Annotated in this window: 12 protein-coding genes; 7 read left to right on the forward strand and 5 right to left on the reverse strand. The window is 62.3% G+C overall.

All coding sequences use genetic code 11. The features are described from left to right. Window positions 1-45 precede the first annotated feature (45 nt). The 3 genes from NI18_RS02095 to NI18_RS02110 all read right to left on the reverse strand — a co-directional run bounded on the left by NI18_RS02095 (window position 46) and on the right by NI18_RS02110 (window position 3606). Window positions 46-1335 carry a diguanylate cyclase gene (locus NI18_RS02095; protein WP_037527730.1) on the reverse strand — a complete coding sequence of 430 codons (1290 nt, stop codon included), beginning with the start codon at window positions 1333-1335 and terminating at the stop codon, window positions 46-48. A 121-nt stretch (window positions 1336-1456) separates the two neighbouring features. Then, window positions 1457-2229 (reverse strand): IS5 family transposase gene (locus NI18_RS22865; RefSeq protein ID WP_306286198.1). Its coding sequence is split into 2 segments (ribosomal slippage): window positions 1457-1891 and window positions 1894-2229, totalling 771 coding nucleotides; the frame shifts between segments, so codons are not numbered across the junction. Window positions 2230-2286: 57 nt separating this feature from the next. Continuing rightward, entirely contained in the window at window positions 2287-3606 is a 1320-nt protein-coding gene (locus NI18_RS02110) for an MFS transporter (protein ID WP_037527736.1), read from the reverse strand. 243 nt (window positions 3607-3849) lie between these two features. On the opposite strand from NI18_RS02110, the gene cyoA reads away from it, so the two are divergent. From cyoA to NI18_RS02135, 5 genes are read left to right on the forward strand one after another with little or no spacing between them, the layout of a single operon-like run. Beyond that, window positions 3850-4971 (forward strand): ubiquinol oxidase subunit II, encoded by a 1122-nt coding sequence (gene cyoA, locus NI18_RS02115; RefSeq protein ID WP_306286182.1) that lies wholly within the window; start codon window positions 3850-3852, stop codon window positions 4969-4971. Continuing rightward, on the forward strand, window positions 4968-6965 hold the full coding sequence (gene cyoB, locus NI18_RS02120) for a cytochrome o ubiquinol oxidase subunit I (protein ID WP_037527738.1): 1998 nt from the start codon (window positions 4968-4970) through the stop codon (window positions 6963-6965). Before cyoA ends, cyoB begins: the two co-directional genes overlap by 4 nt. Window position 6966: 1 nt before the next feature. Beyond that, a complete protein-coding gene (cyoC, locus tag NI18_RS02125) occupies window positions 6967-7605 on the forward strand; it encodes a cytochrome o ubiquinol oxidase subunit III (protein WP_037527739.1) in 639 nt (212 codons plus the stop codon). Continuing rightward, a complete protein-coding gene (gene cyoD / locus NI18_RS02130; RefSeq protein WP_052148925.1) occupies window positions 7602-7985 on the forward strand; it encodes a cytochrome o ubiquinol oxidase subunit IV in 384 nt (127 codons plus the stop codon). Before cyoC ends, cyoD begins: the two co-directional genes overlap by 4 nt. 14 nt (window positions 7986-7999) lie before the next feature. Further along, complete coding sequence (locus NI18_RS02135) at window positions 8000-8746, forward strand: SURF1 family protein (protein ID WP_347574787.1); 747 nt, start codon at window positions 8000-8002, stop codon at window positions 8744-8746. Window positions 8747-8846: 100 nt separating this feature from the next. On the opposite strand, the gene NI18_RS02140 is transcribed toward NI18_RS02135, so the two are convergent. After that, window positions 8847-9557 carry an OmpW family outer membrane protein gene (locus tag NI18_RS02140; protein WP_084214960.1) on the reverse strand — a complete coding sequence of 237 codons (711 nt, stop codon included), beginning with the start codon at window positions 9555-9557 and terminating at the stop codon, window positions 8847-8849. Window positions 9558-9685: 128 nt separating this feature from the next. Here NI18_RS02140 and hemN point away from each other — a divergent pair, with 128 nt between their 5' ends. Both hemN and NI18_RS02150 read left to right on the forward strand, forming a co-directional pair. Next, complete coding sequence (gene hemN, locus NI18_RS02145; RefSeq protein ID WP_037527842.1) at window positions 9686-11008, forward strand: oxygen-independent coproporphyrinogen III oxidase; 1323 nt, start codon at window positions 9686-9688, stop codon at window positions 11006-11008. A 78-nt stretch (window positions 11009-11086) separates the two neighbouring features. Next, complete coding sequence (locus NI18_RS02150) at window positions 11087-11797, forward strand: Crp/Fnr family transcriptional regulator (protein ID WP_037527740.1); 711 nt, start codon at window positions 11087-11089, stop codon at window positions 11795-11797. 9 nt (window positions 11798-11806) lie between these two features. On the opposite strand, the gene NI18_RS02155 is transcribed toward NI18_RS02150, so the two are convergent. Continuing rightward, window positions 11807-12370 (reverse strand): hypothetical protein, encoded by a 564-nt coding sequence (locus NI18_RS02155; RefSeq protein WP_128082028.1) that lies wholly within the window; start codon window positions 12368-12370, stop codon window positions 11807-11809. Window positions 12371-12386: the final 16 nt, after the last annotated feature.

The following is a 12386-nucleotide window of genomic DNA, read 5'->3' on the forward strand; positions in this document are numbered from 1 at the left end:
CGCACGCGATCCGGTGCACGGCGAACCGCCCAATCCCTGATCTCGTCACGCGGCCTTGGTCTCAACTGAAAAGACCCGGTTCCGTCCGGCACGCTTTGCGGAATAAAGACGTTTGTCAGCCAACGCGATGAGCGCGTCGATCGATCCTTCGGTCTCGTCGAGGGTCGCACAGCCCAAGCTTGCCGTTACCCGCAGCGTGCCCGATGGAACTTCGATGACGACATCGGCAATCGCTTCGCGAAGTCGCTCGGCAAGCTCCATTGCTTGATCACGATCATAGCGCGGAAGCAGAACCCCAAATTCCTCGCCCCCCAAACGCGCGAAGATGCCGCGTGGTGGCAGGAGTGCGCTACACGCCTCGGTCACCCGGCATAGAAGCGTATCGCCGACCGGATGGCCGTACGTATCGTTCACCGCCTTGAAGTGATCGAGATCGAGCACGATAAGGGATAGCGACTGGCGGAGTTCGCGCCAGCTTTCCTGCTCACGCGTCATGGCTTGACTGAAATGGCGTCGGTTTGCAGCGCCGGTCAGATGGTCACATGTCAAGAGGCGCCGCACATCCTCCGTGGCGGCTTCGCGACGCGGTACATCGCGCAAAATGACAGAAAACCGAGGTAGGACGGCATTGTCGCGGGCCGAGCGCGCAACGACGAGACGCTGGCACCAATAGCGCTCGCCATCAGCGCGTTGCTGCCACCCTTCTTGGAGATGCCATCCCTCGCGAACGGCGATCGCAAGCTGCTCATCCAGCCGCAGATCGCCGCCAGGCAAATCGGTGCTGAGAACGTCGGCAAGGTTGTGCCCTGTCACGTCGGTTGGCTCATACCCCGTCTGCCGGGCAAAGTGGGTATCAGCTGCTGCGATCTGACCATCTGGTGTAATCGTGAGCGCAGCATAGCCGTTGACGCCGTCAAGTAGGGTGGCGAACCAGGTGTCGGCCTGTCGCAGGCGGTTTTCCTGGACAACCTGATGGCTAATATCGGTGAGCGTTGCCATGAACCGGTCAGCGCCGAGCTTGACCAGAGTACAGGCGAGGACCTTTGGCGTGGCACCGCTCCTGCCCGGTCCCAGGTCGACGAAGATGCGGTGGCCATCACAGATACGTCCCGTAGGCAGCGCAAAGGCTCCTGCCATGCTTCGCAGTTCCGGCGCATGCTGTTCGAGCGTGGAGAAGAAGTTGCTTACGTCACGTGGCCCCGCCAGCGGCAGCAAGTGCTGCATGGCGTTCGGGTTCATCAAGCCAATCTCGCCGGTCGCGTTGCATTCGATCAGTCCGATCGGACAGGCATATAGAAATTCGAGGAGTTCCTCCTCACCCGAAACCTCAGTCATCCTACCAGCCTTTAGCGTTCGATGAGTACGTAGCGGCGCGGCGTCTGCGCCGTCGCGAGCAACCGCAACCGCACCTTGGTCGGTCGCATGCGAAGTGTCAGAACGTAAGGGAAGACGTCATCTAGGCCACGTGGACAAAGGGCAGCCACAGCGTAACTGATGCGAGCGCGACGAAGCCGAGATATGACTCTGCTGTCTTGTCATAACGCGTTGCGACACGGCGCCAGTTCTTGAGCTTGCTGAACAAGCGCTCGACGAGATTGCGCCAACGGTATTTCTCGCGATCATGCGGGATCGGCATGCGGCGGTTACTTTTGGTTGGAATGACCGCCTCGACATCCGCCTTGGCGAGTTCCTGGCGGATGGCATCGGCGTCATAGCCCTTATCGGCAAGCAGGGCCTCAATCCGGTCAGCCAGCATCCCGAACAAGGGCCCGAAGCCCTTCACGTCGTGGGCCTGGCCCGGCGTCAGGACGAAACATAGCGGTCGCCCCTGACCATCACAGCGGGCGTGCAGCTTGGTTGTGAAACCGCCTCGCGAGCGGCCGAGCCCTTCGAATTCTTGATCCCTTTTTTTAGCCCGACGGCGCAGTGGTGCGCCCGGACTACGGTGCTGTCGATCATGTCGGCGCTGACATCCCGCTCGACGACAGCGGCCAGGGTCTCCAGCATGGCCTCGAACACGCCCGTCACGACCCAGCGACGATACCGCCGGAACACGCTGTTCCACTTGCCATATTCATCCGGCAAATGCCGCCATTGCGCGCCTGTCCGCGCCATCCACACCATGCCTTCGAAATAGGGCCGGTTGTCTCCCGCGGGTCGGCAGCCACGTCCTCGCTCCGACGGCAGCAGGGGCCCTATCAGAGCCCACTCATCATCCGAAACCCCAATCCGCTCGCCCAATGCCGCCTCCAAAAGACAGCCTTGAATCAACCGATCAGACGCGCGTCAACCTTTGTCCACGTGGCCTAGCGCGCCGAGCGTGCACAGTGCGCCGGACAGAAGATATCCTCCGACCGCCATAAGGCCGAAGTTGCTGGCGAGCAGCAGCGCGGCCAGTGGCGCAAAGCCTGCACCAATGAACCAGGCTGCGGTCGCGGTGGTGCCAGCACCGGTATAGCGATGCCGAGGCGAGAAGCGGTCGTTCAGAACTCCTGAAGACTGCCCGAACGACAGACCGAGAAGGACAAAGCCCAGGATCATATAAACCCATTCGCCACCCGCGCCTTGGCCGAGTAGCCGCGGCGCGAAAAGGCTGAACGCACCGATCAGCACGGCCGAGATGCCAAGCAGCGTACGACGCCCAAGTCGGTCGGCAAGGAGGCCGGAGAGCGCGACGGCTACAAGCCCGACGGCCGCCCCGACCAACTCGATCGTGAGGAAGCGCACGGGCGGCTCACCAGAGGTGAGTACGAACCAGGAAAGCGGAAAGACGGTGACAAGGTGAAACAGGGCGAAGCTTGCGAGCGGCGCAAAGGCGCCCAGCAGGACGACTTTGCCATGATCACGGAACAGTTCGGAGAGGGGTGAGGGCTGCAGCTCCCGGCTTTCGAACAGCCTTTCGAAAGCTGGTGTCGAGATCAGGCGCAGTCGGGCGAACAGCGCGACCACGTTGATCACGAAGGCCACGAAGAAGGGATAACGCCAGCCCCATTCGAGGAAGTCGGACGTCTTCAGAGCGGTCAGGAGGAATGCGAAGACAGCGGTCGCTACGAACAAGCCGATCGGTGCGCCCAGTTGAGGTATCATAGCGAACCAGCCTCTCCGTTTGGGCGGTGCGTTGAGCGACAGCAAGGAGGGAAGGCCGTCCCACGTGCCACCGAGCGCAAATCCCTGGCCGACGCGGAAGAGTGCAAGAAGCACCGCGGCACCGCTTCCAATCTGCGCATAGCTGGGCAGAAAGGCCATTGCCGCCGTTGATCCGCCGAGCAGGAACATCGCGATGGTCAGCTTCACCCCGCGACCGTGCTTACGGTCCACCCGCATGAACAGCAACGCACCGAAAGGGCGTGCAACGAAGGCGAGCCCGAAGATCGCAAACGAGTACAAAGTCCCGGTGAGCGCATCGACGTAAGGGAACACGAGCGAGGGAAACACCAGCACCGAGGCGATCGCATACACGAAGAAGTCGAAAAATTCCGACGACCGCCCGATGATCACGCCAACGGCGATTTCACCGGGTTTGATCCGGTGGTCGCGCGCATTGATGAGCCGGGCGTCTCGCTCCAACGCGGTCGAGTTGCCCGGATCCAGGGTCGTGGCTGCCATCCCGTCTATCCTCTATTTCGCCGCTTCCCGAACGCCAACCCACCGTTGGGCAGGCCGCGCCGGATCCGGGCTGATGATGGTTCACCTTAACGCCGCGCAATCGACAAGACTTTGACCGTGGTCAAATGCGGGCGCGCTAGCCCGGCCTATCACCTACGCATGCGCAGAGCAGGATCATCCATCGCCCGACGGGCTGTACGCCTACCATTCGCCCTTCTGCCGATGTTGCTCGGCGGGTGCGACATGGTCGTCATGAACCCCACCGGCGATATCGCCGTCCAGCAACGTGACCTCATTCTCTTCTCTACCGGTGTCATGCTCCTGGTGGTCATTCCCGTCATGGCGATGACGATATGGTTTGCGTGGCGGTACCGTCGCGGCAATGCCAACAAGACCTACGACCCGACCTTCGATCACTCGACCACGCTGGAGTTGGCGATCTGGTCGATCCCGCTGCTGATCATTGTCGCGCTTAGCGCGGTTACCTGGACCAGCACGCACTTGCTCGACCCCTTTCGACCGTTGGACAGGCTTTCGGCGGGCCGGCCTGTGCCGCCCAATACCAAGACACTTGAAGTGCAGGTTGTCGCGCTCGACTGGAAATGGCTGTTCATCTACCCCGAGCTGGGGATCGCCACCGTCAACGAGCTGGCGCTGCCGGTAGACGTGCCCGTCCGCTTCTCGATCACGTCGACGAGCCAGTTCAACACCTTCTACGCACCGACAATGGCGGGCATGATCTATGCCATGCCGGGCATGCAGTCGCAGCTGAACGCCGTGCTGAACAAGCCTGGCGAGAGCTGGGGCTATTCCGGAAATTACACGGGCAGCGGCTATTCCGACATGCGCTTCAAGCTGCGTGGGCTAGCGCCTGCCGACTTCAACCGCTGGGTCGCCGAGGTTAAGAGTAGCAAGCAGAGCCCGCTCGTGCCTGCCAGCTACGTCGCTCTGGAGAAGCCTAGCCAGAAGGTACCGGTGATGCACTTCCCGTCGGTCACGCCGGGGCTGTTCGGCCGGGCGCTGAACGGCTGTGTTCAACCCGGCAAGACGTGCATGGTCGATGTGATGCGCCACGACATGGCCCGCGGTGGCGGCGACCCCGCCGATGGGCGGATCGGCAGCGGCATGCCCGCAGGCCGCAATACTGCGCCCGGTAACCGCAGCAAGCCTACTCCCGCATTGCAAAAGGCACCGGAAGATAAGGGCACGGGACCCAACGTCACCAAGCGGCGAAGACTGGTGCTCCTGGGCCACAAAAGCCCGGCGGCCAGCGTAACCGTGACATGTCCGCCATCGATGCCATTCCCGCCTCCGGCGCCTCGCGCGCCGCGCGGGCCTGATCTTAGCCATTCGGGATTATCATGACCGATAACAGCCTTCTCAAGACGATCTTTGGACGTCTCACCTGGGAATCCTTCCCTCTCCACGAGCCCATCCTGTTCGGCACTTTCGTCGTCGTGGTGCTGCTCGGCCTTGGCATCGTCGGTGCGGTGACGCGCTACCGGCTCTGGGGCTATCTGTGGAAGGAATGGTTCACGAGCGTCGACCACAAGAAGGTCGGCGTCATGTACATCATCCTGGCGATCATCATGCTGCTTCGCGGGTTTTCCGACGCGCTGATGATGCGCGCGCAGCAGGCGGTCGCGTTCGGGTCGAACCCCGGCTACTTGCCGCCGCACCATTACGACCAGATCTTTACCGCCCACGGGACGATCATGATCTTCTTCGTGGCAATCCCGCTCGTGGTTGGCATCGTCAACTTCGTCATGCCGCTGCAAATCGGCGCGCGCGACGTCGCCTTTCCCTTCCTCAACAATCTCAGCTTCTGGCTGACTGCGGCAGGCGCCGTGCTGACCATGGTCTCGCTGTTCGTGGGCGAGTTCGCCCGTACGGGTTGGCTAGGCTACGCGCCGCTTTCGGAACTCGCCTATAGTCCGGACACCGGCGTCGATTATTATCTATGGTCGCTCCAGATTGCAGGGGTCGGTACCACTCTGTCCGCCATCAACATGGTGGCAACCATCATCAAGATGCGTGCGCCCGGCATGACCATGATGAAGATGCCGGTGTTCTGCTGGACCGCGCTGTGCAGCAACGTCCTAGCGATTGCCATCTTTCCTGCTCTCACCGCCGCCTTCTTCCTGCTGATGCTCGACCGCTACGTCGGCACGAATTTCTTCACCAACGAGCTCGGCGGTGCGCCGATGATGTACTGGAACATGGTCTGGATCTGGGGCCACCCGGAGGTCTACGTCCTCGTACTGCCCGCGTTCGGCATCTATTCGGAGATCACCGCGACCTTTTCGGGCAAGCCGCTCTTCGGCTACTCGTCGATGGTCTACGCGACGGTCGTCATCACCATCCTGTCCTACCTCGTCTGGCTCCACCACTTCTTCACGATGGGCGCAGGGCCGAGCGTCAACAGCTTCTTCGGCATCGCGACGATGGTGATCGCGATCCCGACGGGCGCCAAGATCTTCAACTGGCTGTTCACCATGTACCGGGGCGACATTCGCTTCGAACTGCCGATGATGTGGGTGGTCGCTTTCATGCTGACCTTCGTTGTCGGTGGCATGACGGGTGTCCTCCTCGCCATCCCGCCGGCCGACTTCGTGCTCCACAACTCCCTGTTCCTTGTTGCCCATTTCCACAACACGATCATTGGCGGGGTGGTGTTCGGGCTGTTCGCCGGCATGGTCTACTGGTTCCCCAAGGCTTTCGGCTTCAAGCTCGACGAGTTCTGGGGCAAGGTGGCGTTCTGGGGCTGGGTTGCCGGCTACTGGATCGCATGGACGCCGATCTACGTCGTCGGACTCATGGGTACTGCGCGCCGGGTAAATCATTTCGACGATCCCTCGCTACAACCCTATTTCGTCGTCGCCGCGATCGGTGCGCTGGTCATCCTGGTCGGCATCCTCGGCTTCGTGATGAGCATCATCATGGGCTTTGTGAAGCGCCACGAACTTGCCGATACGACGGGTGATCCCTGGGGCGGTCGCACGCTCGAATGGTCGACGACGTCACCGCCGCCTGCTTACAACTTCGCGTTCACACCCGTCGTTCATGATCGGGATGCCTGGTACGACATGAAGAGCCGCGGCTACGAGCGCCCGGCGGGCGGTTTTCGTCCGGTGCATATGCCGCGGAACACGGGGGCCGGCGTGGTCCTATCCGGTCTGGCGCTGGGCCTTGGCTTTGCCATGGTCTGGTACATCTGGTGGCTGGCCGCGCTCTGCTTCGCTGGTCTGATCGTCGTTGCCGTCGGGCACACGTTCAACCTCAAGCGCGACTATTTCATCCCCGCCGACGACGTCGCGCGGACAGAGAGCCAGCGCGTGCTACTTGCCGAGGGGATCTGACATGACCGACCACGCTCTCGATCACGGCAATGCCCTGCCCACGACCTGGCACCTCGCTGAAGAGGAAGACCACGACCATAGCGGCAGTGGCGCGACCCTGCTCGGCTTCTGGATTTACCTGATGAGCGACGCGCTCATCTTTGCCTCCCTGTTTGCGATGTACGGTGTGGTGAGCACCGGCTACGCCGGGGGACCGGTTCCGCGCGAGATCTTCGACCTCAAGCTCGTCGCGCTCAACACCGCCTTCCTGCTCGCCTCATCGATCACGTTCGGCCAGGCGATGCCGCACATGGAGGCCGGGCGGGTCGGGCCCACCCGCTTCTGGCTCGCCGTCACTGGGCTGCTTGGCGCGGCCTTCGTTACCGTGGAGTTCTACGAGTTTGCTCACCTCATAGCCGAAGGGGCAGGGCCTCAGCGCAGCGCCTTCCTCTCGGCGTTCTTCACGCTTGTGGGCACGCACGGCGCGCACGTCACGGTCGGGCTGATCTGGATCGTCACCATGCTCGTCCAGATCGGCCAGCACGGCCTCAGCCTTCCCATGAAGCGCCGGCTGATCTGTCTGTCGATGTTCTGGCATTTTCTGGACATCATCTGGATCGGTGTTTTCACCTTCGTCTATCTGTATGGAGTCATCCGGTGAGCCGCGCTTCGATCGAGGGAGACACCGCGCTCCACAGCCATGGCGACACGCCCGACCATGGCAGCCGCAAGGGATACAGGATCGGGACCATCCTCTCCATCCTGCTGACCATCGTGCCGTTCTGGCTCGTCATGTCGGGCGCCTTGCACGATGCCGCGACCACCGCGGCGCTCATCTTCGCGATGGCGATGATCCAGATCGTCGTGCATGTCGTCTGTTTCCTGCATCTCGACACACGATCCGAAGGCGGCTGGACGCTTCTCGCCTTCCTCTTCACGACGGTAATTGTCGTCCTCACGATCGGTGGATCGATCTGGGTGATGTACCACCTCAACACGAACATGATGCCGATGCCCGGCATGGACGGCCCCGTGCGTTGAGGACGCGTGCCGGGGTGCAGGCGACCGGCGGTGCCCCGTTAAACAAAGCCAAGCGCCGGGCGCTTGCGGGCGTCAGTCTTCTTGCAACGGCATTGTTCCTTGGGCTCGGCGTCTGGCAGGTCGAGCGCCGCGCCTCGAAGCTGGCGCTGATTGAGGCGGTGGCGGAGCGGGTGGACGCGCCGCCCGTGCTCGCGCCACTCCCAGCCCAGTGGCCGGCGATCCGCCCTGAGCATGATGCCTACCGACACATCACCATCCGGGGCCGCTTCCTTAATGACCGCGAGACGCTGGTGCAGGCACTGACCGAGGATGGTGCGGGCTTTTGGGTGATGACGCCCCTACGAAGCGATGGCGGTGCCGTGGTATTGGTCAATCGGGGGTTCGTACCCTCCGAACGCAAAGAGCAGACCACGCGTCGAAGCGGCCTTGTGAAAGGCGAGGCGAGTGTTGTTGGCTTGCTGAGGATGAGCGAACCGAAAGGAGGCTTTCTGCGCTCCAATCAGCCGGCACAAGATCGCTGGTTCTCACGCGATGTCGATGCGATTGTTCGGGCGCGCGGGTTGGGGCATGCCGCTCCGTACTTCATCGATGCGGACGCGGCGCCCACCGCAGGCGGCTGGCCGCGCGGGGGCATGACCGTGGTTTCCTTTCCCCAACAACCATCTGGTCTACAGCGTCACATGGTTTGCCTTGGCGATACTGTCGCTTACAGGACTGATATTGGTGCTTCGTACGCGGCGTTGAGAAAGGACTGCCGCTGACCGATCCGGCCCAAGATGCACGGAACGACGCATAACGGAAAAGCGCCGCGCGGAGTCCGCGCGGCGAAGATCGTATCTGGCCTATATGATGGGCTGCGGCTTACAGTCGGATGCCGAGGCCGACGCCGAACACCAGTGGATCGAGTCCCAACTTCACCCGCTGCGTTCCTGCAGCAGTGGTTTCGAGGCGGACCTTGGTGTCGATGTCGATATATTTGACGTCGAGATTCAGGAAAACCTTGGGTGTGATGTCGACGTCGATACCTGCCTGGGCAGCCCAGCCGAAGCTGTCCTTCATGTGGACGCGGGTATTTCCCACCGCAGCTTCCAGGCCATCCGACGCCTTCTCATTCCAGAAGACCGTATAGTTGATTCCGGCACCAACATAGGGACGAATGTGGGACGTTGGCGCGAAGTGGTATTGCGCCGTTAACGTGGGCGGCAACACCCAGGTCGAGGCCAGTTTACCGATCCCGCCCGTGGTTCCACGCTCGCCGCTCGCCTTGTGCTTCGTCGTCGAGGCGATGAGTTCGAACCCGATATTGTCCGTCGCCATGTACGTCACATCGACTTCGGGCATCGCGCTGTTGTTCACCTTCACGGTTTCGCCGGGAAAGGCGGGCAGCACGCTGCCGGAATGCTCGTTGGGCGCGACGAGGATTGCACGTGCGCGCAGCAGAACGTCACCGGCCTGGATTCCCACCCGCCGCGCCTCCGGGGCTGCCTGTACATCCGTCTGCGCCAATGCCGGGGCCGCGGTACCTGCGGCCGCAAGCGCCAGCAATCCTCGAATGCCCCTGAACGTGTTCATCGCCGATCTCCTTTGTTTTCGACTTGGCGTCTCAATAGGCGCGGTGCCATCGCCCGACCTTGACCGCGGACAAACGTGTGTTTGACGGCGGTCAAAGTCCGTCGAGGCATTTGCGCATCGCGGTGGTCATGTGGACCTTCTATCCTGACCTGCTGGCGCGGCCGGTGCCGCGCTATACCAGCTATCCCACCGCCGCGGAGTTCGACGATACAGTCGGCCATGACGACATGGCTGCAGCACTTGATGCAGTTCCGGACGATGAGCCGATCTCCCTTTACCTGCACATCCCCTATTGCCATGCGATCTGCTGGTACTGCGGCTGCAACACGGGGGCGGCAAACCGGACGGCGCGGCTCGACGCTTATCTGGTACGGCTGCACGAGGAGATCACGTCGGTAGCGAGAAGGCTTGCCGGCCGGGGTAGGGTAGGGCGGATTGCCTTTGGCGGCGGTAGCCCCAATGCCGTGTCTCCCAAGGCATTTGTTGCGTTGGTCGATCATGTTGTCGCCGCCTTCCGCTGCGCAGACGCAGTGCTGTCGGTGGAACTCGATCCGCGCGGCTTCGAGGCGGATTGGGCATCGGCGATGGCCGATACAGGTGTGACCCGCGCGAGCCTGGGCGTGCAGACGTTCGATCCGAAACTGCAGGCTGCCATCGGCCGCGTTCAACCTGAAGCGGATATCCGTCGCACTACCGATCTCCTTCGCGCGGCAGGCGTAGAGTCGATCAACTTCGATCTCATGTACGGACTGCCGGGCCAGGATGACGCTACGCTCCAGGCCACGCTTGATACTGCCCTGACCCTCGCGCCCGACCGATTGGCCGTTTTCGGCTACGCGCATGTCCCGAACCTGATCCCGCGCCAGCGCCGCATCGATGCAAGGGCGCTCCCGGACGCGGCAGCGCGGTTCGGTCAGGCGATGCTGGCGCACTGCCGACTGAGCGAGGCCGGTTACGAGCCCGTTGGCTTTGATCATTTCGCCCGACCGCAAGATGCGCTGGCGCGTGCTGCTGCAAATGGCACGCTCCGCCGCAACTTCCAGGGATTTACCGAAGACAAGGCTGACGTGCTCCTCGGCCTGGGAGGCAGTGCGATCGGGCAGTTTCCCGACCGGCTGCTCCAGAACGAAAAGAATACCGGACGCTGGCACGCCGCGATCGGCGGGGCACGCTTTGCGACCACACGCGGCGTACGACGAACGGCTCAAGATCGTGTCCGCGGGCGTGCGATCGAGGCGATCCTGTGCCGCGGAGCAGCGGATCTGGCCGATGTTCCGGAACTGGGGGGCATTCGCTCCCGCCTGAGCCGGTTTGAGAATGTCGGGTTGATCGGGTGGCGCAACACGAGACTGGAGTTGGCAGACGAGGCGCGGCCCTATGCGCGCGCAATCGCGGCGACCCTCGACGCTCATCGCGTAGAAGACGGCGCGCGGTTCAGCAATGCCATTTGAAAATGCCGGCAGGTAGCGAATTCGGCGCGGCTCATCGCCTCAGGCGACAGGACGGGATATCGCGAGTATGGTGCGCTCATGGCCCTGACCGACCTATGCGCTGACTGTGCGGTTCGTGACCGCTCATTGTGCGGCAGCCTCGACAATTCTGAACTCAGGGCGCTCAACGCCCTTAGCCAGAGGCGCGACGTCAAGCGTGGCCAGGTCGTGGCTTGGGCCGGGGATGAAGCTGTGATCTGCGGCAATCTGCTAGACGGCGTGTTGAAGCTGGTTGCAACGACTACAGATGGTCGCGAGCAAATCGTTGGCCTGCTGTACGCGGCAGACTTCTTCGGTAAGCCTTATGCCGGCGAAACGGACTTCGATATCGTCGCGCTGACCGACGCTGAACTATGCGTTTTCCCGCGTCCTGCCTTCGAGCGAGTGCTCGACGATCATCAGCGTATGGAACGGCTGCTGCTGCAACGCACGCTTGATTCTCTGACCGAAGCGCGGGAACGTATTCTGGTATTGGCGCGCAAGTCAGCGGCGGAGAAGGTAGCGGGCTATCTGATCGACATGGCGGTACGCGCAGGCGAAAAAGGGTGCCGGGCGAATGCTGAAGGGCCGATGACGTTCGATCTTCCGCTGACGCGCGGGCAGATCGCAGACGTACTTGGCATGACGATCGAGACGGTGAGCCGCCAACTGACAAAATTGAAGGCGGACGGCATCATCGCCTTGCCCGGAGCCCGCGCGGTGACGATCAGCGATCGCGCGGCGCTTGCCGCCCGTGCTGAGGCGGCCTGAACCGCTCTGTCATGTCGACGCGAAGCACCTACGGCTTGCGCGCCCGCGCAGGCTGTCGATCAGCACCGATCGGGCTGCCTGCGTCAGCCGGTGACGGGCCAACGCCAGAATCGCAAGTTCCTCGCAGTCCATTGCCTGTCGGCAGCCATCGAAGAAGCAACGCAGCATATAGCCCAGCATGTTGGGCGACAGTCGCTCCGCCATGTTCAGGCTGCCGCGCAACGCGTCCACCAGATCCTCAGCGTGGGTGGCATCGGCAAGGTGGCGGGCGCGGACGTGTTCGATCAGCACGGCCGCCAGCGGGTCCGCCGCATCATATAACGATGTGACGTCGGGATAAGGGGACGCGGTGACGCCGCCTTGATCGTAGAGTCCCGCCAGGGCGTCGCATATCTTCTCCACCACCGGGGCGGGGGGAAGCGTCGGTAATTCGTCAGCACAGCATTCGAGTAGATCGCATAGCTCGCCGAGATGACGATGATCGTCGACGAGACGCAGGATATCGTCTTCCGGTATTTCGTTCGACTGGCTCGTGAGCGGCACGACTGTACCGCCAGACCATTGAAGGTTCATCCTCGCCTGCTCCTTG

The sequence above is a fragment of the Sphingomonas sp. Ant20 genome, from assembly GCF_000783375.1.
Taxonomy (GTDB): Bacteria; Pseudomonadota; Alphaproteobacteria; order Sphingomonadales; family Sphingomonadaceae; genus Sphingomonas; species Sphingomonas aerolata.